The following is a 21,375-nucleotide window of genomic DNA, read 5'->3' as shown; positions in this document are numbered from 1 at the left end:
CAATTGCACGGCTGTTTCCGCATCCATTGTTTTACGCTTGGCGCGCCATTTGATAGATATGAATGAAATGAACTCGAGTGATTTCGAAGCCCTTCTTACGGCGCAACGCAGCGCCATGATTCGAGATATTCCGACATCATCCGCCGTCGTTTCCAATGAAACGCCGACACTCACCAAGGCGGAACTTGCCGAGTTGCTGTTCGACAATGTCGGGCTCAACAAGCGGGAAGCGAAGGACATGGTCGAGGCTTTCTTCGAGGTGATCCGCGATGCGCTCGAGAGCGGCGACAGCGTGAAGCTGTCGGGCTTCGGCAACTTCCAGTTGCGCGACAAGCCGCAGCGTCCCGGCAGAAATCCGAAGACGGGCGAGGCGATTCCGATTGCGGCACGTCGCGTGGTGACGTTTCATGCAAGTCAAAAACTGAAGGCGCTCGTCGAAAACGGCGCCGAAGCGAGCTTCTCGCGCGCTGATTGACTGGCGCGCTTTCGGGCAACCCATCACGGCTAACTGACGATGACAGCGACGATCGAAAAAGTCGTCTTGCCTCCGATTCCGGCGAAGCGGTACTTCACGATTGGTGAGGTCAGCGAACTTTGTGGGGTAAAGCCTCACGTGCTGCGTTACTGGGAGCAGGAGTTCACCCAGTTGAGGCCGGTCAAGCGGCGCGGCAATCGTCGGTATTATCAGCATCACGAGGTGCTGCTGATCCGGCGGATTCGAGAGTTGCTGTACGAGCAGGGTTTTACGATCAACGGGGCGCGCAACCGGCTCGATTCGCATGGCGGCGGTGGGCCGGATGCGGTGGTCGAAGAGGGTGAGGCTACCGCCGGAGTCGCGGGTCAGGTGCAGGCATCGGCGGCAACGGTTGCGATCGATGTCGAGAAGTTACGCAAGGAACTGCAGAACGTAATCGATCTGCTGGGCCACTAGTTCATGGACTTGTTCGCTTTGTTCGTGTCGAGCGGTTCTAATCGAATGAAGTGTCTGTTATAATTTTTCTTCTGTTCGGGGCGTAGCGCAGCCTGGTAGCGTACCTGCATGGGGTGCAGGTGGTCGGAGGTTCAAATCCTCTCGCCCCGACCAAAAAGATCAAAAGGACTTACGGTGAAAGCCGTAAGTCCTTTTTTCTTGCCCGTCGCGCGGGCGCAGCGTTTCCCGCTGTCAACGCTTCGCCCACGCTCATCTGCATCCCGAAGCCTCGATTGCTTTGCTCATGCGCTCGGTTTCGGCTGTCTTGCACATCGCGACCGCCGTGGGCAGCATCGACCCGCCGCCCCATTCTCGCGAAGCCGATTTTTTGCAATTGGCGTCACGGCGCGTTTTCCACGCGGTGAGCCTCTTCTCGATCGCCGCTTTGCAACTCGCCGACACCGCGGCCTTGCCCTCGACGACCTGCTCCAGCTTCTGCTCCGCGACGATCTGCTCGCGCCACGCGCACAGATTCATGCTCATCTGATTCGCGTCGCAATGCGACAGGGCCGCGTCGACCTCACTGGCGGGCAGTCCACTGCGGGTTGCCATGACGTCGGCTGGATTGGATGCGGCGGCCAGTGCCGAACTGCTAACAAGCGCAAGCGCGACACACAGCCGTCTCATTGCCGGCCCTGCATCAGGAACGGCGCCGCTTCTTCGCGGCAGCGATTTACCAGGCCTGGCACTCGCACTGCCGGTAGCCGTCGCCCGTGGGCATCGCGAGGATGTACATAGACGTTGCGTGCCATTTCGATTGCGACTTCATCGTTCTGCCCACGATTTGCTACAGCTAACGCCTGTCGGGCGCCGGTTGCGCCCGTGTTATAGGTATAGCTCACGAGAGCGTCGAACCGCCGCTGCGTTAGCTCATGATCCGTAACTCGGCTTTTGACCGAACCTTCCGCGGCACGAACCCTTGTTGCGAGTTGAGCGTTGACATCTGCCAAGGTCACCGGCCGCCGCATTTCGTCATTGATGCATCGGCCAAAGTACGCAGGCGTGCCTATCCCGAAGGTGCAATTGTTCGCTACGTCGTTGTCGTAGCGAAGGACAGCGCCCTCGTGCATCCGCAATGCAGTCCGTCCGGCATCGGTCAACTTTTTTGATTCGTTTGGCAGGCTCAGCTCCTCAAGAATAGGCGAGTGCAATCTGGCAGACTTGTCACCGGCACGCGTTCGCATTCGCAAGCGCACACGAATCACCGCCCTTGAGCCCCCAACGCCACAAACCGCTCCAGATGATGATCCTCATCCCCAAGCTGATGATCGATCATCACGAGCCGCTTCGCGTAATGCGCGAGCGGCAGTTCCCACGTCATACCGATCCCGCCGTGCAACTGGATGCATTCCTCCGCGACTCGCGTGCCGATCCGGCCGATGCTGTACTTCGCCGCCGACACCGCGCGCTCGCGCGCGTTTCGTTCGCCGTCGAGCGCCGCCGCCGCGTTGATCACCGCCGAGCGCGCCTGCTCGATTTCGAGCAGCAAATCGGCCATGCGATGCTGCAACGCCTGGAAGCTGCCGATCGGCACGCCGAACTGCTTGCGCGTGCGCAGATAGTCGAGCGTGTAGTCTTTCGCGACGTCCATTGCGCCGACCGCTTCCGCGCACAGCGCGAGCACGCCGCAACTCACCGCATATTCGAGCGTCGCAAAGCCGTGATCCACTGAGCCGAGCACGGTGTCGTCGCGGAGCGTGACGTCGTCGAACGTCACTTCGGCCGCGCGCCCTCCGTCGATCTTGCGGTAGCCGCGCACGCTCACACCCGCCGCGTCCCTCGGCACCAGAAACAGCGTGATGCCGGCTTCGGCATCGTCCTCGCCGCTGGTGCGTGCCGAGACGAGGAACACCTGAGCATGCTCGCCGTGCTGAACGACGGCCTTTGCGCCGTGCAACGTCCACACGCCGCTGTTGCCATTTACACTGCGGCGCGCGCGCGTCGTCGCGACCCGGGCAAGCTCGTAATGACTGTCCGGTTCACCATGCGCGAGCGCAACGATCCGCGAGCCGTCGATCAACGAACCCAGCGCCGCATTCTGCACGTCGTCGCCGCTGCGAGCGATCGCCCGGCCGACGACCAGCGTATCGAGAAACGGTTCGACGACGAGCCCGCGGCCGATGCTCTCGAACACCACGGAAATATCGAACCCGCCGCCGCCGAAACCGCCGCTCGCTTCGTCGAACAGTGCGCCGATCACGCCAAGTTCCGCGAAGCGTGCCCACAATTCGGTGCTGAAGCCTTGCGTCGAGCGTGCGATTTCATCGCGCGTCGCGAAGCCGTACTGCTCGCTGATAAACCGATTCAGCGTATCCGCCAGCATGCGGCGGTCTTCGGTGTGCTGGAAATTCATGACGTGCGCCTCTTACAGTCCGAGGATCATTTTGGAAATGATGTTCTTCTGGATTTCGTTCGAGCCGCCGAAGATCGACAGCTTGCGATTATTGAAGTACTGCGACGCGGCACTCGCGGCTTCGTCGGGGCCGACCGGCACGCCGTCGAAGCCTTCGTGCAGCGCTTGCTCGACGAATGGCTGCGCATAAGCGCCCATCGCGCGCCGCGTCAGCGACGAGATCTCCTGACGGATCTCGGTGCCGCGAATCTTCAGCATCGAACTCTCGGCACCGGGCACGCCGCCGCCCGCCACGGCCGCGATCACCCGAAGATTGGTCGTCTTCATGTTCTCGAGATCGATCTCGACGCGCGCCATGCGTGCCGCGAACGCCGGATCCTCGGCGAGCGGCCGGCCGTTGCGCAGCTGTGTCGCGGCGATCTTGCGCAGACGGTTGAAGGCGGCGACGGAAAAGCCGACGCCGGCGATATTGGTGCGCTCGTACGTAAGCAGATATTTCGCGTAGGTCCAGCCCTTGTTTTCTTCGCCGACGAGATTTCCGACCGGCACGCGCACGTCGGTGAAGAACACTTCATTGACCTCGTGCTCGCCGTCGAGCGTGATGATCGGCCGGACTTCGACGCCCGGCGTGTTCATGTCGATCAGCAGAAAGCTGATGCCTTCCTGTTTGCGCACGTCGGTCGCGGTGCGCACGAGGCAGAAGATCATGTTCGCGTAATGACCGAGTGTGGTCCACGTCTTCTGGCCATTGACGAGGTAGTGCTCGCCCTGCGCGTCCTTGCCGCGCACTGCCGTCGTCTTGACCGACGCGAGATCGGAGCCCGCGCCCGGCTCCGAATAGCCCTGGCACCACCAGTCGGAACCATCGAGAATGCGCGGCAGCCAGTGACGCTTCTGCGCCTCGCTGCCGTACTTGATCAGCACCGGCCCGAGCATGTTGACGCCGAACGGCACGACGCGTGGCGCGCCGGCGAGTGCGCATTCGTTTTCGAAGATGAATTTCTGCACTGCGCTCCAACCCGGGCCGCCGTACTCTTTCGGCCAGTGATTCGCGAGCCAGCCTTGCGCGTTCAGAATCGCGTGCCACTCGGCCATGTCGTCGCGCGTCAGACGCCGCCCGCCGTGCACCTTGCCGGCGAGACGTCGCGGGAGCTTGTCGCGCAGAAACGCCAGCACGCTGGTACGAAACGCTTCTTCGTCGGAGGTGAAGTTCAGATCCATCGCAGTCGTTCCGTTAGTGTTCGTGGTGGTTCAGGCTGTCGTGTTCAGGCTCGCGAAATCCGCGCCGCGCTCGACCAGATCGACGAGCAGCGGCGACGGCCGCCAGAACAGCGGGTCTTCCTTCGCGAACTCGCGGATGTCGGCGAGAATCGTCGGCAGGCCGACGCTATCCGCGTATTTCATCGGACCGCCGCGGTAGCGCGGAAAGCCGTAGCCGTACAGCAGGGTCACGTCGACGTCGAGCGGGCGCAGCGCGATACTTTCGTGGACGACGTTCGCGCCTTCGTTGATCATCGCGGCCAGATAGCGGCGCATGATCTGCTCGTCGGTGAAGCTGCGCGGCGTGATGCCTGCGCGCGCACGCTCGGCGTCGATGATCGCCTCGACTTCGGGATCGGGCATGCCGCCGCGCGACCCTTCGGGGTACAGATAGAATCCGCGGCCGGTCTTGTGGCCGAACCAGCCGCGCTCGCACAGGCGGTCGGCGATCTGCACGTAGCGCGCGTTCGGGTCGCGCGTGGCCGCGCGGCGTTGGCGCGCCGCCCAGCCGATGTCGCCGCCCGCGAGATCGACCACCTGAAACGGGCCCATCGGCAAGCCGAACGCCCGCACCGCCGCGTCGATCTGATACGGCGATGCACCGTCTTCCATCAGCGCGTCCGCGGCGGCGCGGTACACGGCAAGCAGGCGATTGCCGATGAAGCCGTCGCACACGCCGGCGCGCACCGGCGTCTTGCGCAGCTTGTTTGCGAGCTCGAACGCGGTCGCGACGACGTCGGCGCTGACCTGCTTCGGCACCACGACTTCGAGCAGCTTCATGATGTTGGCGGGCGAGAAGAAGTGCAGGCCGATTACGTCGGCGGGGCGCGAGATGCTGGCTGCGATCGCGTCGATGTCCAGATACGACGTGTTGGTCGCGAGCACCGCACCGGACTTGCAGACGCGATCGAGCTCGGCGAATACGGCCTTTTTGACGTCGAGATCTTCGAACACGGCTTCGATCACGAGGTCGGCGTGAGCAAGCGCATCGTACGACGTGCTGCCGCTCCAGCGCGCCATGGTCGCGGCTTTCTTCTCAGCGGTGAGGCGGCCCCTGGCGATCAGCCCGTCGTAGACCTTGTCGATGTGCGCGCGGCCACGCGCGAGCGCCGCTTCGTCTCGTTCGATCAGCGTGACGGGCAGTCCCGCGTCGAGCACTGCGACCGCAATGCCCGCGCCCATCGTCCCGCCGCCGATCACGCCGATCGCCTCGAGCGCGCGCGGTTTCGCGTCGCGCGTTTCGGGCGCCTTCAGCACTTCGCGCTCGGCGAAGAATGCGTGAACCAGGCCGGCGCGCTGCGGGCTGTCGAGGCATTGCAGGAACAGCTTGCGTTCGAGCTTCAAGCCCTCCTCGAAGGGCTGTTCGATCGCGGCTTCGACGGCATCGACGATTTTCAGCGGCGAGAACAGGCCGCGCGCTTTCCTCGCGGTTTCGTCACGCGCTTTCGCGACGGCGGCGCGGCTCGCGGCGCGATCGATCAATGCGGCGGCGTCGCGCGTGCGGCGTACCGGCGCGTGCGCGGCGAGCAGCTCGTGCGCGTAGGCGAGCCCTTCGGCGAGGATGTCGCTGCTGTCGCCGAGACGGTCGACGAGGCCGAGCGCGAGCGCCTCCTTCGCGCTCGCGTGACGGCCGCTCAGCATCAGGTCGAGCGCCGCCGGCGCGCCGATCAGACGCGGCGTGCGTTGCGTGCCGCCCGCGCCAGGCAGCAGACCCAGCTGCACTTCGGGCAGGCCGAGCTTCGCGCCGTCGACGGCGATCCGGTAATGCGCGGCGAGCGCCACTTCGAGCCCGCCGCCGAGCGCCGCGCCATGCAGCGCGGCAATCACGGGTTTCGTACATGCCTCGATGCGGTTGCACACGTCCGGCAGCGAAGGCGGCACCGGCGGCTTGCCGAACTCGCGAATATCGGCACCGGCGATGAAGTTGCGCCCCGCGCCGACGATCAGCACGGCTTCGACCGCGCGGTCGGCGTCGGCGGCTTCGATCGCGGCCAGCAGGCCGCGCCGAACGTCGGCGGATAGCGCGTTGACCGGCGCGTGGTCGATCGTGACGAGCAGGACCTTGCCGTGCAATTCGCGCGTGACGACGTCGGCTGAGGAGGAAAGGGTCATCGTAGGTGTCTCCGTTTGAGGATGGCGAGGCGCGCCGGATCGTCCCATTCTGGAGTGGTCAACGTTCATTGACAATTACACCGTTGATTGACAGACTGTCAAAATTATTTTGACAAAGACTGGGCGATGGACGTCAACTCGCTGACCCTGCTCGTCGACATCCTCGACGCCGGCAATCTGAGCGAAGCGGCACGCCGGCTCAAAATGAGCCGCGCGAACGTCAGCTATCACCTGAATCAGCTCGAGCGTTCGGTCGGCCTGCAATTGGTGCGACGCACCACGCGTCGCGTCGAGCCGACCGAGATCGGTCTGCGGCTCTACGAGCACGGCCGCACGATCCGCAACGCGCTGCTGGCCGCGCGCGAGTCGGTGACGACACTGGGCCAGAGCCTGCAGGGGCGCGTGCGGCTCAGCGTGCCGAGCGGCTATGGCCAGCTCGTGATGTCCGACTGGCTGATCGCGTTCAAGCGGCTGTATCCGGGTATCGTGCTCGATGTGATGTTCGAGAACCGTGTCGAGGATCTGATGCGCGACGAGATCGACATCGCGGTGCGCGTGATGTCGGAGCCGCCGCAAAACCTCGTCGCGCGGGACATGGGGCCAGTCCGGTACGTGGCCTGCGCATCCCCCGAATTCGCGCGGACACACGGCATGCCCGCGACGCTCGACGACCTGCGCACCGCGCCGCTGATTACCGCGGCCGTGATCGGCAAGCAGTTGCGGCTCGCCGCGTATCTGCGCGACGAGCGTCATGAAGTCCTGCTCGAACCGACGATTATTTCGGAAAACTTTCTATTTTTGCGCCAGGCGGTGCTGGCCGGTCTCGGTGTCGGACTCGTGCCCGACTACGTGGTGCAGGACGATCTGAAGCTCGGCGCCGTGCTGACCGCGCTCGATGCCTGGCGGCTCAGCATCTTCGGCACGCACATGTACATGCTGTACATGCCGAATCGGCATCACACGCGCGCGGCGGCGACGTTCATCGACTTCGTGCTGGAGCAGGCGCAGGGCTCGGGCAGGGGCGGCGCGAACTGAAGCTGCGAACTCAGGCGCCGAGTCTGCGCGCGATGGCCGTCGTGACCATCGGCACGCCGACGCGCAGCAGCTTGCGCACGCCTTCGTCGCTACCGACTTTCTCCACCGCGTTGTCGATCATCGCCTGCATCACGCTCGCCGGATAAAACTCGCGAAACAGCGTGTTGGCGCCGGTTTGCTCGAACACGTGGTGCAGGAGCGACCCAACGGGGGGGCCGATGCGCTTGAACAGGCCCATCTTGACCACCCGGTTGTTCCACAGATGCAGCGTGTACGCATTGGAACAGAGCGCCGCGCACTCGTCGAAATAGCGCGGCAGGAACACCTTGTAGTAATCGTTGAAGTGCACCGGATAGAACAGGCTTTCGGGAAGACCGGCCTTCACGCCGTAGATGGCGGTCAGCAGACGCGGGCCGGTGTCGCCCCACTTCAGTGCCCGGCCTTTCATCGCTTCGACCCGTTCGATCGCCTCGTGCAAGCGCGGCTGATCCGGATCGAGCCTCAGAATCGCATTACAGATGCTCGACTGGGTTTCCCGGCCGATCAGATCGCCCTTGGCGTTGAGATCGAAATCGCGTAGCAGCAGCATGTCGGTATCGACCCAGATCTCATCGGTCTTCGTGAACATCACGAAGCGGAAATAGTCGGTGAAATGCTGCATCGACGGCACGCCGTGAATCGGGAAGTCGTTCAGCGAGTCGCGCGGCAGTATCGTGGTCGCGTCCTTCGCGATCACGCCGGGCGGCAGAGTATCGATCGGCTCGTAGCTATAGAGCGCGACCTCGCTGCCGTACAGCGTGAACGAATTCAGACAGGCGATCTCGTAGGGAGAAAGCTCCGGGCCGTGCCAGAACGATGCAAACCTTGCCTTGCGCATATGTCATCCAGGGTAGCGATCGTGCGGCGCAACATGGACGCCGAACCTGTGTAACGATCCTAGACGGGCACGGCACAAGTCAGATGTAAAGGGCTTGAATCGCACAGGAGTTGTCGCAAAACGTTGAGTTCAGCGCCACGAGTCGGCGATTATGAGCGGGACTATGTCGTATCTGGCGAATTCAGTTGCGCACGGCAATGCATCAACCGAGTGCGCAAGGTCGTGGGCTAAACTGCGGAACACCGGCCATGCGCGCAGAGGCAGCAAGCGACGGACCATGCATCACGCCATGCAGCGAGAACGACGATATCAGGAGACCCGATGAACCTCGACGGCGAGACTTACGATTCGCTCACGGCCAGATTCGCGTGGCGTATTCCACCGCGCTACAACATCGGCGTCGACACATGCGACCGGTGGGCCGATGGCTCGGGGCGTCTCGCGCTGATCTACGAAGACGCCGACGGGCGCGCGACCCGCTATACGTTCGACGAACTGAAAGCCCTGTCCGACCGCTTCGCCAATGCGCTGCTCGCGGCGGGCGCGCGGCGCGGCGAGCGCATCGGCATCTTTCTGTCGCAATCGATCGAAACGGCCATCGCGCATCTCGCGGCTTACAAGGCCGGCATGGTCGCGGTGCCGCTGTTCGCGCTGTTCGGCGTGGACGCGATCGAGCATCGGCTCGGCGACAGCGGCGTGCTCGCACTGATCACCGATCACGCCGGCGTGCAAAAGATCGACGAAATTCGCGGCGCGCTGCCCGAGTTGCGACACGTGTTCAGTGTCGATATCGAGCAGGATGACGAAGCATCGGACGCGCCGGTGCGGTCGTTCTGGCAGGCGTTGAATGGCGCTTGCGCCGAGTTCACGCCGGCCGACACCGCCGCGGACGATCCGGCGATCATCATCTATACGTCGGGCACGACCGGAAAACCGAAGGGCGCGTTGCACGGGCATCGCGTATTGCTCGGGCATCTGCCCGGCGTCGAGATGTCGCAGCAGGGCTTTCCCGCGCGCGCGACGCTGATGTGGACGCCCGCGGACTGGGCGTGGATCGGCGGTCTGTTCGACGTGCTGCTGCCATCGTGGCATCACGGTGTCGCGGTGCTGGCGCGCCGTTTTGCGAAATTCGACGGCCACGCCGCGTTCGATCTGCTCGCGCGTCACGCGGTCTCCCATGCGTTTCTACCGCCGACCGCGCTGAAGATGATGCGCGGCGTCGAGCGGCCCGCTCATCTGCGTCTCGCGTTGCAATCGGTCGCGAGCGGCGGCGAATCGCTGGGCGAGGAACTGATCGGCTGGGGGCGCGACGCACTCGGCGTGACGATCAACGAGTTCTACGGGCAGACCGAGTGCAACGTCGTGGTGTCGTCGTGCGCGGCGCTGTTCGAGCCGCGCTTCGGCGCGATCGGGCGCGCGGTGCCGGGGCACCATGTCGCGATCGTCGATGGCGCCGGCAACGAACTGCCGCCGGGCGCGATCGGCGATATCGCGGTGGCCGCGCCCGATCCGGTGATGTTTCTCGGCTACTGGCGCAACGTTGCGGCCACCAACGACAAATTCCGCGGCAGGTTTCTGCTGACCGGCGATCTCGGCACGCGCGACGCGGACGGCTTCATCCGCTTCGTCGGTCGTGGCGACGACGTGATCACGAGCGCCGGTTACCGGATTGGGCCGGCGTCGATCGAGGATTCGCTGCTGCGTCATCCGGCCGTCGCGATGGCGGCCGTGGTCGGCGCCCCCGATCGCGAGCGCACCGAAATCGTGATGGCGTTCATCGTGCTGAAAGCGGGTTTCGTCGGCGACGACGCACTCGTGCGTGAGATCCAGCAGCACGTGAAGACGCGTCTGGCCGCGCACGAATATCCGCGCGAGATTCGCTTCGTCGAAAGCCTGCCGATGACGGCCACCGGCAAGGTGATCCGCAAGACGCTGCGCGAGGCGCTGACGCACGGTCCGGACGCGATCCCACCGGCGAAAAACTGAGTCTGCTACGATGACCAACCCACGATGGGAATCACAGCGGAGAGATTGGATGCGCCCCGAGAGTGCAATGCGTTTCGACCAGGAGTTCGCGCCGCGCATTGCCGAGGCGATCGCCGCGTGTATCGCCAAGACCGTGCACACCGACGTGTTGCCGCATGGCGAACAGGGTCAGCCCACCCGCGTGCGGATTCATGCCACGCCGCTCGATGAGCTCGGTCATTACCCGCATCCGTTGAATCTGTATCTGACCTGGGACAGCGACGAAATAGAAAGGCTGATGGGCGAGCAGGGCGCGACGCGTTTCGCCAGATATCTGGCCGCGCTGCCGCGCAAGCTCAATGCGTGGACCCAGGCGCGCGAACTCGATTTCTCCACGCACACGCAGGGTGAGCCGGTTACGTTGATCGGCGGGCTCGATTTCGAATCGTAGACGCGCGCGCGATTGCGGGCTTGCGTTCGAGAGCTGGATGAAAAACGGCCGCTGTGCTCGAAGAGCCAGCGGCCGTTGCTTTTGCAGCGTTGGGTTACAGCGACGCTCAGCCGCCCAGCGCCGGATCGCTCATGCTGTTGTTTGCCGTCTCGACATGACCGGCGATGCAGCGCGCGAACGTCGGGTCCGTATCGACGGTGATCGCGAGATCGTACCAGCCGTATGCGTTGCGCAGATCGAGGTACAGATTGTCGGTGTCGCCGCCGCGTACCGAATGCTTGATCACATGGCTCGCGTCGTACGCGTTGACGATCGTGAACTGGCAACGCGCGCTGCCGACGTTCTCGAGCCGCAGTTGCAGATTGCCGTTCGCGACATCGTAGCCTTCGGCGACGGCCGGCCGTGCGGTGTCCGAACCATTCCACCAGTTCCGTGCGACCACCTTGCCCGCGAAGCGGCGCAGGAAGCCGTTCGGCCCGTGCACGCTGAAGTCGTAGCTGCCGTCGGCGTTGAGCAGCAGCGCGTCCTGCAGATGCTTGCCCGCTTCGACGGTATAGCTGCGCGGCGCGTCGGCGCTATTGGCCGCGTACACGAGGAACACCGCGCCCGCGCGGCCCGTGTTGACGAAGCGCATCGTCAGCTTGCCGTTCGAGCCTTCCTCGACGCGCACGAACAGTTCGTACGGCAACGCGCGCGCCGGGCGCACGCCCGCTTCCTGCTTCGGCACCGTCTGCACCGTCGGCGGTTGCGGCACGTAGTCCGGGTGACGGTTCTGGTCGGGCGGCACGTAGCCGCTCGTGCCCGGCAGCGACGGCACCGACGCGTTCGGATTCGCGAAGTTGAACGCGGAGGTCAGATCGCCGCACACCGCGCGACGCCACGGCGTGATGTTCGATTCGCCGAGATTGTGCTGCTGGCCGAAGCGCTTTTCGATGAAGCGGATCACCGACGTATGGTCGAACACTTCCGAGCACACGTAGCCGCCTTTGGACCACGGCGAGACCACCAGCATCGGCACGCGCGGTCCGAGCCCGTACGGCCCGGCGACGTTCTTCGCGTCGCCCGCATAGATTTCGTTCGTGATGTCGACGCTCGACAAACCGTTGGCGCTCGACGCGGCCGCGAACGGTGCGGCGATGTGATCGAAGAAGCCGTCGTTTTCGTCGTAGTTGATCAGCAGCACGGTCTTGCTCCACACGTCCGGGTTCGACGTGAGGATCTGCAGCACCTGATCGATGTACCACGCGCCGTAGTTGGTCGGCCAGTTCGGATGCTCGCTGTACGCTTCGGGCGCGACGATCCACGACACCTGCGGCAGCGTGCCGTTCTGCACGTCGCGCTTCAGAATGTCGAAGTAGCCGTCGCCGTTGGCCGCGTTGGTGCCGGTCCGCGCGTTGTCGTATAGCGGGTTGCCCGGCTGCGCGTTGCGGTACTGATTGAAATACAGCAGCGAGTTGTCACCGTAGTTGCCGATGTACGCGTTCTGCGTCCAGCCCCACGAGCCGTTCGCGTCGAGCCCAGTGCCGATGTCCTGATAGATCTTCCACGAGATGCCCGCGTTCTGCAGCACTTCGGGGTAGGTCGACCAGCCGTAGCCGAGTTCCGAATTGTCGATTACCGGACCGCCGCCGCTGCTGTCGTTGCCGACCCAGCCGCTCCACATGTAGTAGCGATTCGGATCGGTCGGGCCCATCAGCGAGCAGTGGTAGGCGTCGCAGATCGTGAATGCGTCGGCGAGCTGATAGTGGAACGGGATGTCGTCGCGCGTCAGGTAGGCCATCGTGGTCGCGCCTTTCGACGGTACCCACTGATCGTTGCGGCCGCCGTTCCATGCGGCGTGCGTGGAGCCCCAGTCGTGCGCCAGATCCTGCAGGAATTGCAGGCCGAGGTTCGGCGCGCCCGGACGGAACGGCAGCACGTAGCTGGCACCGCTGGCATCGGCGGTTTGCGGCTGATACCACACCGGCTGGCCGTTCGCGAGGTTGATCGCGCGCGTGTCGCCGAAGCCGCGCACGCCTTTGAGGGTGCCGAAGTAGTGGTCGAACGAACGGTTCTCCTGCATCAGCACGACGATGTGCTCGACGTCGCGGATCGTGCCGGTCCGGTTGTTGGCCGGAATCGCGAGCGCATTGCGGATGCCCGGCGGCAGCATGCTCAACGCGGTGAAGGAACCGGCGGCTTGCGCGGCCGAGCGCAGAAAATCACGACGATTGTTTGAGGTCATGGTTGGGGCGGTGGTGGCTTTGATCTTCGGTGGAGGAGAAAGGCACGGGGACGACAAATTGCGGTACTGAAACGGCGATGCTGCGTCGGACGCGCGAAGGCGGGCTAGCCGCCGCGCGCGGCGCGATTCTCAATCGACGGTATGGATGACGGGGCTGGCCAGCGGCGGCGAGGTGGCGGACAGCGCCGTGCCGGCTTCGGATGCGGGTGCCGCCGGTGTCTGGATCGTCAGCGTCGGCGGCGCGGAGTCGGCCGGCGGCGGGGCGATCGATGGGTCGCCGGGATTAGCGGCGGAATGGTCGGTTGAACTGATCGTATTCGTGCTGGCGGGCGGGGCGTCGTCGCTGCATGCTCCCGCTAGCGCGCACAGCGCGATCACCGCGATGGCGCCCGTCAAACGTTTGCGACGGGGCGCACGACTCGGCTTCGACACGAAGGGCATGGCACTGTCTCCTGGCGGGGAAGGGATGCCTCGCAATCGATGTGCCGAGGTCAGCGATGCAGCAGCATAATCGCCGATCCGTGTAATTTTTATGAAGTATCGGTAACAGACGGGCGCCGCTTATCGTTGTGCGCGCACGAACGCCGCGATGGCGTCGTTGAGTGCGGCGGGCGCGTCGCGATGCGGCGAGTGTCCGCATGCGTCGAGCTTCACGAGTTGCGCGTGCGGCACGCGCGCGGCGATCGTGTCGATCTGCGCCATCGTGCCGTAGTTGTCGTCGTGGCTCTGGATCGCGAGCAGCGGTCGACGGATCGGCGCGAGCGCCTCGACGATCGACCAGCGCCTGAACGCAGGGTCGAGCCAGATATCGTTCCAGCCGTAGAACGCGGAATCGACGTCCGCGTGATAGCGGGCGAGCTTCGCGCGAAGATCGGTGGTTTCGTAAAGCTGCTTCGTATGGGCGATGCTTTGCACCGAGATGTCTTCGACGAATACGTGCGGCGCGATCACGACCGCGCCCGCGAGCGCATCGGGGTACAGCGCCGCATACAGCAGCGCGATCGAGCCGCCGTCGCTATGACCGATCACCCACATGCGTTGGCGTTGGCGCAGGTCGATATCGAGCGCGTCGAGCAGGGTGGGGAGGATGTCGCGCGCCTGGGCGGTCATGAAATCGACCGGCCATTTGTCGTCAGATGCACGCGCTGTCGAGAGTCCGTAGCCTGGCCGCGAATAGACGAGTCCGCGCATGCCGAGTCGCGCGCACAACGTCTGCGGCCAGTCGCGCCACATTGCGATCGAGCCGAGACCTTCGTGCAGGAATACCGCGATCGGCGAATCGTCCTGCTGAGCATTCGCCTGCTCGTTGACCCAGCGGTACTCGATGCGCAGCGGTCCATGCGACGCGCTCGCCGGCAGTTCGGCAAGGCGGCTGGCGGCGCTCGCGGAGGAAGTGGCAGGGGCGGTACCTCGGTTCTGCATCAATGAATCACCTATGACTGTTCGCGTAGCTTGAAGCGTTGAATCTTGCCGGTGGCGGTCTTCGGCAGATCGTCGGTGAACACGATATCGCGCGGGTACTTGTGCGGCGCGAGCCGTTCCTTGACGAAGGTCTTCAGTTCCTCGGCGAGCAGGTCGGACGGCATGAAGTCGCGCTTGAGCACGACGAACGCGCGCGTTTTCACGAGCCCGCCATGATCGACACCGACCACCGCCGCTTCGAGCACCGCCGGATGCGCGACGAGCACCATCTCGACCTCGACCGGCGACACATATTGGCCGCTCACTTTCAGCATGTCGTCGCTGCGGCCCGCGTAGACATAGCAGCCGTTCGTGAGACGCCGATATTTGTCGCCGCTTCTGATCCATTCGCCGAGAAACGTCGCGCGCGTTTTCTCGCGATTGCTCCAGTACATCAGCGCCGCGCTCGGCCCCTTGATGAACAGATCGCCGACTTCGCCATCGGGCACCGGCCGCCCGGCTTCGTCGCGCAACTCGACTTCGTAGCCCGGCACGGGGCGCCCGGTCGTGCCGTATTCGACTTCGCCCGCGCGATTCGACAGGAAGATGTGCAGCATTTCCGTCGAGCCGATGCCATCGAGAATCTCGGCGCCGAAGTGCGCGGTGAAGCGTTCGCCGACGTCGCGTGGCAACGCCTCGCCGGCCGACGCGCACACGCGGATCGCGACGTCGGCGCGCGCGGGCAGGTTGGGCGACACCAGCATGTTCGCGTACAAGGTCGGCACGCCGTAGAACACGGTCGCGCGGTGCCGGACGAGGCGCGCGAAAATCGCCTCGGCGGTCGGGCGCTCGGCCATCAGGATCGCGGTCGCGCCGACCGACAGCGGAAACGTCAGCGCGTTGCCGAGCCCATATGCAAAGAACAGTTTCGCCGCCGAAAACACCACGTCGCTCTCGACGATGCCGAGCACCGGCTTCGCATACAACTCGGCGGTCCAGTACAGATTCGCGTGCGTATGGACGGTGCCTTTCGGCTTGCCGGTCGAGCCCGACGAATAGAGCCAGAACGCGATGTCGTCCGCGTTGCTTGCACAGCCTTTGACGGCGGGTAGCGCGGTGTCGACCAGCGTTTCGAAGCGGGGCGCCGCGAGCGGCGCTTCGGTGCAGGCGTGAGGCTGCGAGACGATCGGTTGGCAGCCGTCGTTGTCGATGCTGCTCAGCGCCTCCGTCACGTTAGGTAGCAACGGTTCCGATACGATCACCGCTCGCGCGTGGCTGTGCGTCAGCATGTACGTATAGTCGGCGGCGCTCAGCAAGGTGTTCGCGACGACCGGCACGATGCCGGCGTAAAGCGCGCCGAGAAATGCGACCGGCAGCGATACGGTGTCGAGCATCACGAGCAGCACGCGTTCCTCGGGATGCACGCCGAGCGCACGCAGTGCGCTGGCGCAGCGCCGCGCGCGCTGTTCGAGTTCGCCGTAGGTCATCGCGCCGTCGTCGTCGATATAGGCGACTTTGCTCGCGCGCGCTTCGTTCAACTGGAACAGATGCCTCGCGAAGTTGAACAGCGGGGGCGGCGGCGCAACCGGCTCGCGTGCGCTCGTTTCCAGCAGGGCTTCCATATGTCTCCTCCATCCGTGGACACGGTCCGGCTCTTGTGTGATCGTGATCTGCTCGCGGCTCACGCGCGCGTGAATTCGATCGCCCCTTGCGGCAGCAGATACAGCACCAGCGCCCGGCCGTTCGCGACGGTCGGACGATGCGCCGAGCCGGGGCCGTACACGCACCAGCCGGCCGGATGGCCGTCGAACGTCGCGCCGTCGGTGAGGGGCATGATCAGATCGATCTCGCCGTGCGGATGGACGTGGTGCGGACCGGCAATGTCCTGCATGTCGACGACGTCGACGGAAAAGCCGTGCGTGTCGGGCAGCGCCTTGAAGATGCGGCCGTAGCGGATGCCGCCGGCCTCGCGGTTGCACAGCCAGCCTTCGGCGACGCCGCAGCGGCATGCGTTCGCGAGTTCGTGAAAGGTGGGGCTGCCGGCGGGCCAGGTGTCGTTCAGCCAGTCCGCGAGCGCGCCGTCGAGCGGCCGCCCGGCGAGTTGCCCAGTGACGCCTGCGATCAGGCGCTGGAATTCCTGTGGGGACATGCGAGCCTCCTGAAGCGCGCTCACGCAGGCCGGCCGCCGGGTCGCCGGCCGCCGGATCGCCGGCCGCCGGAACTTGGGTGCATGCGTATTGCGGCGCCGTCTCCGTGACGCGGCCGGAATGCCAAGGCGGCGCGCGACTGTGTTTGTGATTGGATCAGCTTTTGGCGAAAATTAAACCGTTCACCTGGTGCGTGTCAAGCACTATAGTACATGTATCGTAGTCACGAGGTCGCAAAACATGAATCAAAAGTACCCTCCCGCACCGTTGGACGAAACCGACGACGGCGCGGCCCGCGCCGAACGCACCGGGCGCGCGGGTGAACGCACGGCCGAACGTGGCGGCGAGCGCGAAGAACGCGATCCGTTCCTGACCGCGATGGGCGAGCGTGTGCGTTTGCTGCGCGCGCGCCGCGGCATGACGCGCAAGACGCTGGCGGCCGAAACCGGTTTGTCGGAGCGGCATCTGGCGAACCTCGAATCGGGCGTCGGCAATGCGTCGGTGCTGGTGCTGCGGCAGCTCGCGGCCACGCTGAACTGCTCGCTCGCCGAGGTGATCGGCGACGAAACCACCGCGTCCGCCGAATGGCTGCTGATCCGCGAGCTGCTGCGGGGGCGCGACCAGGCGGCACTGCAGCGCGCGCGCATCGCGCTCGCCGAGATGTTCGCGCAGGCGCCGCGCGACCCGCACCGCAAGGACCGCATCGCGCTGATCGGCCTGCGCGGCGCGGGTAAGTCGACGCTGGGGCGCATGCTCGCGCAGGAGCGCAAGGTGCCGTTCATCGAGCTCACGCGCGTGATCGAACAGCTCGCGGGCTGTCCGCCGTCGGAGATTCATTCGCTGTACGGCGCGAGCGCGTATCGACGCTACGAGCAACGCGCGCTCGAGGCGGTGATCCACGAGCATCCGCACGCGGTGATCGCGTCGCCGGGCGGGCTCGTGTCGGAAGCGGGCACGTTCAACCTGCTGCTGTCGCACTGCTTCACCGTGTGGTTGCAGGCGACGCCCGAGGAACATATGCGCCGCGTCGTCGCGCAAGGCGATCTGCGGCCGATGTCCGGCAACCGCGAGGCGATGGACGACCTGAAGCGCATCCTCGCCGGGCGCGCCGAGCTGTACGGACGCGCGGACATGTCGTTCGACACCAGCGAAAGGACGCTCGCCGATGCGTACCTGCAGTTGCGCGACCGTCTCGCCGCGCGTCTCGCGGCGGAAGCCCCCGACGAGGCGCGCGTGAACTGACCGATCGCGGGCGCCAGGGTTTCCCCGTAAAAATGCACTAAAGTGCTTTACGCTGGCGTGACGATGCACTATTGTTCAAAAAACAGATTGCATCGTCCAGTCAGGAGACGCCCCATGTCCACAGCACCCACCGCCGTTGCTCAGGCCGCGCCGGTCGACTATCGCACCGACCCGTCGCAGTACAAGCATTGGAAGCTCAGCTTCAACGGTCCGGTCGCGACGCTCGGCATCGACATCGCCGAGGACGGCGGCATTCGCGACGGCTACAAGCTGAAGCTCAATTCGTATGATCTCGGCGTCGACATCGAGCTGCACGACGCGATTCAGCGCATTCGCTTCGAGCATCCGGAAGTCCGCACGGTGGTGGTGACGAGCCTGAAGGACCGGGTGTTCTGCTCGGGCGCGAATATCTTCATGCTGGGGCTGTCATCGCACGCGTGGAAGGTCAACTTCTGCAAATTCACGAACGAAACGCGCAACGGGCTCGAAGATTCGTCGCGCCATTCGGGGCTTAAGTTTCTCGCCGCGGTGAACGGCGCGTGCGCGGGCGGCGGTTATGAACTCGCGCTCGCCTGCGATGAAATCTATCTGATCGACGATCGTTCCTCTTCGGTGTCGCTGCCGGAAGTGCCGCTGCTCGGCGTGCTGCCCGGCACCGGCGGACTCACGCGCGTGACCGATAAGCGCAAGGTGCGCCACGATCGCGCGGATATCTTCTGCACGGTGGTCGAGGGCGTGCGCGGCGAACGCGCGAAGGCCTGGCGTCTCGTCGACGAAGTCGTGAAGCCGAACCAGTTCGAGCAGGCCATTCAGGCGCGCGCGCTCGAACTCGGCGCGCACAGCGATCGTCCGGCCGGAGCGCCGGGCGTCGCGCTCACGCGCATCGAACGCACGGATCGCGAAGCTGGCCTCAGCTATCAGACGGTCGACGTCACGATCGATCGCGCGAAACGTGTGGCGACCTTCACCGCGCGCGCGCCACAGACCGAGCAACCGACCGGCATCGCCGCGATCGCCGCGGCCGGCGCCAACTGGTGGCCGCTGCAATTCGCCCGCGAACTCGACGACGCGATCCTCTCGATGCGCACCAACGCGCTCGACATCGGCACCTGGGTGTTCAAGACCGAAGGCGACGCGCGCCACCTGCTCGCGGTCGATGCGACGCTGCTGCAGCACCGGGATCACTGGTTCGTGCGCGAAACGATCGGCATGCTGCGCCGCACGCTCGCGCGCCTCGACGTGTCGTCGCGCTCCATCTTCACGCTGATCGAGCCGGGTTCATGCTTCGCCGGCACGTTCGCGGAACTCGCGTTCGCCGCCGATCGCATCTACATGGCCGCGCTGCCCGACAACGAGGACGAAGAGCCGGCGATCACGCTGTCGGAAGTCAACTTCGGCCTGTATCCGATGGTGACGCATCAGTCGCGGCTCGCGCGGCGCTTTTACGAGGAAGCCGAGCCGCTCGACGCGGCGCGCGCGCTGATCGGCCAGCCGGTCAAGGCGCTCGACGCGGAGCGCCTCGGTCTCGTCACCGCATCGCCTGACGACATCGATTGGGCCGACGAAATCCGCATCGCGCTCGAAGAACGCGCGGCGATGTCGCCCGATGCCTTGACCGGCCTCGAAGCGAATCTGCGCTTCAATGGGCCGGAGACGATGGAGACGCGCATTTTCGGCCGTCTCACCGCCTGGCAGAACTGGATCTTCAACCGGCCGAACGCAGTGGGCGAGAAGGGTGCGCTCAAGGTGTACGGCAAGGGCAGCAAGGCGCAATTCGATGTGTCGCGCGTGTGAGATGCGCCGCGCTCACTCGGACTAAACGACGCCGCCTGCCGATACGCGCCTCTCGCCACTGCAGCTTCCGAACAGGGAATTGACCCAGGGAACCGACCATGTCCTCGATCAACTACAGCGAAAAGATTCCGAACAACGTCAACCTCGCCGACGACCGCGCGCTGCAACGCGCGCTCGAACAATGGCAGCCGAACTTTCTGTCATGGTGGGGCGACATGGGCCCGGAAGGCTCGCACGGGTACGACGTGTATCTGCGCACCGCGGTCAGCGTCGATGCGGGCGGCTGGGCGCACTTCGACTACGTGAAGATGCCCGAGTACCGCTGGGGCATTTTCCTCACGCCGGGCGAGCAGGATCGCACGATCCACTTCGGCGAGCACAAGGGCGAAGCCGCGTGGCAGGACGTGCCCGGCGAGCATCGCGCGAACCTGCGCCGCATCATCGTCACGCAGGGCGATACGGAACCGGCCTCGGTCGAGCAGCAGCGTCACCTCGGTTTGACCGCGCCGTCGCTGTACGATCTGCGCAACCTGTTCCAGGTCAACGTCGAGGAAGGCCGCCACTTGTGGGCGATGGTGTACCTGCTGCATCGCTACTTCGGCCGCGACGGTCGTGAGGAAGCCGAAGCCTTGCTCGGCCGCCGCTCCGGCGACGAGGACAACCCGCGCATTCTCGGCGCGTTCAACGAGAAAACGCCGGACTGGCTCGCGTTCTACATGTTCACGTACTTCACCGACCGCGACGGCAAGTTCCAGTTGTCGGCGCTCGCGGAGTCGGGCTTCGATCCGCTCGCGCGCACGACGAAGTTCATGCTGACCGAGGAAGCGCATCATATGTTCGTCGGCGAATCGGGCGTGTCGCGCGTGATCCAGCGCACCGCTCAGGTGATGAACGAACTCGGCACCGACGACGTCGCGAAGATCCGCGCGGCCGGCGTGATCGATCTGCCGACCATCCAGCGCTATCTGAACTTCCATTACTCGGTCACGATCGACCTGTTCGGCGCCGATCATTCGTCGAACGCGGCGACGTTCTATAGCTCGGGTCTGAAGGGCCGCTACGAGGAAGGCAAGCGCGACGACGATCATCGCCTGAACGAGCATGCTTACAAGCTGCTCGACGTGCAGGACGGCAAGCTCGTCGAGCGCGAAGTGCCGATGCTCAACGCGATGAACGAAGTGCTGCGCGACGATTACATCAAGGACTCGGTTGCGGGCGTTGGGCGCTGGAACAAGGTGCTCGAGAAGGCCGGCGTCGACTTTCGCATGACGGTGCCGCACAAGGCGTTCAACCGGCAGATCGGCACGTTCGCCGGCACGCGGGTGTCGCCGGACGGCCGCGTGCTCAGCGAAGCCGAATGGGCCGCCAACGAAGCGAACTGGCTCGCCACGCCGGAAGACCGCGCGTTCGTCGCTTCGCTGATGGGCCGCGTCGCCGAGCCGGGCAAGTTCGCGAACTGGATCGCGCCGCCCGCGATGGGCGTGAACCGTCAGCCGGTCGATTTCGAATACGTGCGCTTCAACTGAAGCAGGCGAAGCACGAAA

The 21,375-nt window shown here is 64.8% G+C and carries 19 protein-coding genes and 1 tRNA gene; 9 read left to right on the top strand and 11 right to left on the bottom strand.

What is annotated here, in order from left to right:
• Positions 1 to 58: 58 nt before the first annotated feature.
• From HDG32_RS23575 to HDG32_RS23565, 3 genes are all read left to right on the top strand, one after another.
• Positions 59 to 475 (top strand): integration host factor subunit alpha, encoded by a 417-nt coding sequence (locus HDG32_RS23575; RefSeq protein ID WP_090800976.1) that lies wholly within the window; start codon positions 59 to 61, stop codon positions 473 to 475.
• Between the two features lie 39 nt (positions 476 to 514).
• Entirely contained in the window at positions 515 to 931 is a 417-nt protein-coding gene (locus tag HDG32_RS23570; protein WP_184071104.1) for a MerR family transcriptional regulator, read from the top strand.
• Between the two features lie 76 nt (positions 932 to 1,007).
• Positions 1,008 to 1,084: transfer RNA gene (locus HDG32_RS23565), tRNA-Pro, on the top strand.
• Positions 1,085 to 1,180: 96 nt separating this feature from the next.
• Here the strand turns inward: HDG32_RS23565 and HDG32_RS23560 are convergent.
• The 5 genes from HDG32_RS23560 to HDG32_RS23540 all read right to left on the bottom strand — a co-directional run bounded on the left by HDG32_RS23560 (position 1,181) and on the right by HDG32_RS23540 (position 6,695).
• Positions 1,181 to 1,522 (bottom strand): DUF1311 domain-containing protein, encoded by a 342-nt coding sequence (locus HDG32_RS23560; RefSeq protein WP_260336571.1) that lies wholly within the window; start codon positions 1,520 to 1,522, stop codon positions 1,181 to 1,183.
• A gap of 71 nt (positions 1,523 to 1,593) precedes the next feature.
• Positions 1,594 to 2,070: a glycoside hydrolase family protein gene (locus HDG32_RS23555; RefSeq protein ID WP_260336570.1), complete on the bottom strand. Its 477-nt coding sequence runs from the start codon at positions 2,068 to 2,070 to the stop codon at positions 1,594 to 1,596.
• Positions 2,071 to 2,171: 101 nt separating this feature from the next.
• The gene (locus HDG32_RS23550; RefSeq protein WP_184071101.1) at positions 2,172 to 3,323 is read right to left on the bottom strand and encodes an acyl-CoA dehydrogenase family protein; all 1,152 of its coding nucleotides are present in this window, start codon (positions 3,321 to 3,323) and stop codon (positions 2,172 to 2,174) included.
• Positions 3,324 to 3,335: 12 nt separating this feature from the next.
• Positions 3,336 to 4,544 (bottom strand): acyl-CoA dehydrogenase family protein, encoded by a 1,209-nt coding sequence (locus HDG32_RS23545; protein ID WP_184071099.1) that lies wholly within the window; start codon positions 4,542 to 4,544, stop codon positions 3,336 to 3,338.
• Positions 4,545 to 4,574: 30 nt separating this feature from the next.
• A complete protein-coding gene (locus HDG32_RS23540; protein WP_184071098.1) occupies positions 4,575 to 6,695 on the bottom strand; it encodes a 3-hydroxyacyl-CoA dehydrogenase NAD-binding domain-containing protein in 2,121 nt (706 codons plus the stop codon).
• A 126-nt stretch (positions 6,696 to 6,821) separates the two neighbouring features.
• Here HDG32_RS23540 and HDG32_RS23535 point away from each other — a divergent pair, with 126 nt between their 5' ends.
• Positions 6,822 to 7,730: a LysR family transcriptional regulator gene (locus HDG32_RS23535; RefSeq protein ID WP_184071096.1), complete on the top strand. Its 909-nt coding sequence runs from the start codon at positions 6,822 to 6,824 to the stop codon at positions 7,728 to 7,730.
• Positions 7,731 to 7,740: 10 nt separating this feature from the next.
• Here the strand turns inward: HDG32_RS23535 and HDG32_RS23530 are convergent, their stop codons facing one another.
• Positions 7,741 to 8,607 (bottom strand): hypothetical protein, encoded by an 867-nt coding sequence (locus tag HDG32_RS23530; RefSeq protein ID WP_184071094.1) that lies wholly within the window; start codon positions 8,605 to 8,607, stop codon positions 7,741 to 7,743.
• 321 nt (positions 8,608 to 8,928) lie between these two features.
• Between HDG32_RS23530 and HDG32_RS23525 the strand changes: the two genes are divergently transcribed.
• Positions 8,929 to 10,593 carry an acyl-CoA synthetase gene (locus HDG32_RS23525; protein WP_184071092.1) on the top strand — a complete coding sequence of 555 codons (1,665 nt, stop codon included), beginning with the start codon at positions 8,929 to 8,931 and terminating at the stop codon, positions 10,591 to 10,593.
• A gap of 49 nt (positions 10,594 to 10,642) precedes the next feature.
• Positions 10,643 to 11,023: a DUF5594 family protein gene (locus HDG32_RS23520; RefSeq protein ID WP_090800962.1), complete on the top strand. Its 381-nt coding sequence runs from the start codon at positions 10,643 to 10,645 to the stop codon at positions 11,021 to 11,023.
• A 106-nt stretch (positions 11,024 to 11,129) separates the two neighbouring features.
• On the opposite strand, the gene HDG32_RS23515 is transcribed toward HDG32_RS23520, so the two are convergent.
• From HDG32_RS23515 to HDG32_RS23495, 5 genes are all read right to left on the bottom strand, one after another.
• On the bottom strand, positions 11,130 to 13,247 hold the full coding sequence (locus HDG32_RS23515) for a phosphocholine-specific phospholipase C (RefSeq protein ID WP_184071090.1): 2,118 nt from the start codon (positions 13,245 to 13,247) through the stop codon (positions 11,130 to 11,132).
• Between the two features lie 129 nt (positions 13,248 to 13,376).
• Entirely contained in the window at positions 13,377 to 13,688 is a 312-nt protein-coding gene (locus HDG32_RS37290) for a hypothetical protein (RefSeq protein WP_409340054.1), read from the bottom strand.
• Positions 13,689 to 13,808: 120 nt separating this feature from the next.
• Positions 13,809 to 14,669, bottom strand: coding sequence for an alpha/beta fold hydrolase (locus HDG32_RS23505; RefSeq protein WP_184071086.1), 861 nt, complete (start codon positions 14,667 to 14,669; stop codon positions 13,809 to 13,811).
• Positions 14,670 to 14,680: 11 nt separating this feature from the next.
• Positions 14,681 to 16,270: a benzoate-CoA ligase family protein gene (locus tag HDG32_RS23500; RefSeq protein ID WP_184071083.1), complete on the bottom strand. Its 1,590-nt coding sequence runs from the start codon at positions 16,268 to 16,270 to the stop codon at positions 14,681 to 14,683.
• A gap of 59 nt (positions 16,271 to 16,329) precedes the next feature.
• Entirely contained in the window at positions 16,330 to 16,797 is a 468-nt protein-coding gene (locus tag HDG32_RS23495; RefSeq protein ID WP_184071081.1) for a DUF4863 family protein, read from the bottom strand.
• 238 nt (positions 16,798 to 17,035) lie between these two features.
• On the opposite strand from HDG32_RS23495, the gene HDG32_RS23490 reads away from it, so the two are divergent.
• The 3 genes from HDG32_RS23490 to boxB all read left to right on the top strand — a co-directional run bounded on the left by HDG32_RS23490 (position 17,036) and on the right by boxB (position 21,357).
• On the top strand, positions 17,036 to 18,037 hold the full coding sequence (locus tag HDG32_RS23490) for a helix-turn-helix transcriptional regulator (protein WP_184071079.1): 1,002 nt from the start codon (positions 17,036 to 17,038) through the stop codon (positions 18,035 to 18,037).
• Positions 18,038 to 18,151: 114 nt separating this feature from the next.
• Positions 18,152 to 19,831: a 2,3-epoxybenzoyl-CoA dihydrolase gene (gene boxC, locus HDG32_RS23485; RefSeq protein ID WP_184071077.1), complete on the top strand. Its 1,680-nt coding sequence runs from the start codon at positions 18,152 to 18,154 to the stop codon at positions 19,829 to 19,831.
• A gap of 98 nt (positions 19,832 to 19,929) precedes the next feature.
• Positions 19,930 to 21,357 (top strand): benzoyl-CoA 2,3-epoxidase subunit BoxB, encoded by a 1,428-nt coding sequence (gene boxB, locus HDG32_RS23480; protein WP_184071075.1) that lies wholly within the window; start codon positions 19,930 to 19,932, stop codon positions 21,355 to 21,357.
• The last annotated feature ends 18 nt before the right edge of the window (positions 21,358 to 21,375 follow it).

The organism is Paraburkholderia sp. CI2 (genome assembly GCF_014201055.1).
In the GTDB taxonomy this organism is placed as follows: Bacteria; Pseudomonadota; Gammaproteobacteria; order Burkholderiales; family Burkholderiaceae; genus Paraburkholderia; species Paraburkholderia tuberum.
The sequence above is the reverse complement of the archived record's forward strand: the minus strand, read 5'-3'. Positions and strand labels throughout refer to the sequence as shown.

Excerpts from the sequence above, each read along its gene's own strand:
- HDG32_RS23575 (WP_090800976.1), top strand. The coding sequence starts at position 59 with ATGAATGAAATGAACTCGAGTGATTTCGAAGCCCTTCTTACGGCGCAA.
- HDG32_RS23570 (WP_184071104.1), top strand. The coding sequence starts at position 515 with ATGACAGCGACGATCGAAAAAGTCGTCTTGCCTCCGATTCCGGCGAAG.
- HDG32_RS23560 (WP_260336571.1), bottom strand. The coding sequence starts at position 1,522 with ATGGCAACCCGCAGTGGACTGCCCGCCAGTGAGGTCGACGCGGCCCTG.
- HDG32_RS23550 (WP_184071101.1), bottom strand. The coding sequence starts at position 3,323 with ATGAATTTCCAGCACACCGAAGACCGCCGCATGCTGGCGGATACGCTG.
- HDG32_RS23545 (WP_184071099.1), bottom strand. The coding sequence starts at position 4,544 with ATGGATCTGAACTTCACCTCCGACGAAGAAGCGTTTCGTACCAGCGTG.
- HDG32_RS23540 (WP_184071098.1), bottom strand. The coding sequence starts at position 6,695 with ATGACCCTTTCCTCCTCAGCCGACGTCGTCACGCGCGAATTGCACGGC.
- HDG32_RS23535 (WP_184071096.1), top strand. The coding sequence starts at position 6,822 with ATGGACGTCAACTCGCTGACCCTGCTCGTCGACATCCTCGACGCCGGC.
- HDG32_RS23530 (WP_184071094.1), bottom strand. The coding sequence starts at position 8,607 with ATGCGCAAGGCAAGGTTTGCATCGTTCTGGCACGGCCCGGAGCTTTCT.
- HDG32_RS23525 (WP_184071092.1), top strand. The coding sequence starts at position 8,929 with ATGAACCTCGACGGCGAGACTTACGATTCGCTCACGGCCAGATTCGCG.
- HDG32_RS23520 (WP_090800962.1), top strand. The coding sequence starts at position 10,643 with ATGCGCCCCGAGAGTGCAATGCGTTTCGACCAGGAGTTCGCGCCGCGC.
- HDG32_RS23515 (WP_184071090.1), bottom strand. The coding sequence starts at position 13,247 with ATGACCTCAAACAATCGTCGTGATTTTCTGCGCTCGGCCGCGCAAGCC.
- HDG32_RS37290 (WP_409340054.1), bottom strand. The coding sequence starts at position 13,688 with ATGCCCTTCGTGTCGAAGCCGAGTCGTGCGCCCCGTCGCAAACGTTTG.
- HDG32_RS23505 (WP_184071086.1), bottom strand. The coding sequence starts at position 14,669 with ATGCAGAACCGAGGTACCGCCCCTGCCACTTCCTCCGCGAGCGCCGCC.
- HDG32_RS23500 (WP_184071083.1), bottom strand. The coding sequence starts at position 16,270 with ATGGAAGCCCTGCTGGAAACGAGCGCACGCGAGCCGGTTGCGCCGCCG.
- HDG32_RS23495 (WP_184071081.1), bottom strand. The coding sequence starts at position 16,797 with ATGTCCCCACAGGAATTCCAGCGCCTGATCGCAGGCGTCACTGGGCAA.
- HDG32_RS23490 (WP_184071079.1), top strand. The coding sequence starts at position 17,036 with ATGAATCAAAAGTACCCTCCCGCACCGTTGGACGAAACCGACGACGGC.
- boxC (WP_184071077.1), top strand. The coding sequence starts at position 18,152 with ATGTCCACAGCACCCACCGCCGTTGCTCAGGCCGCGCCGGTCGACTAT.
- boxB (WP_184071075.1), top strand. The coding sequence starts at position 19,930 with ATGTCCTCGATCAACTACAGCGAAAAGATTCCGAACAACGTCAACCTC.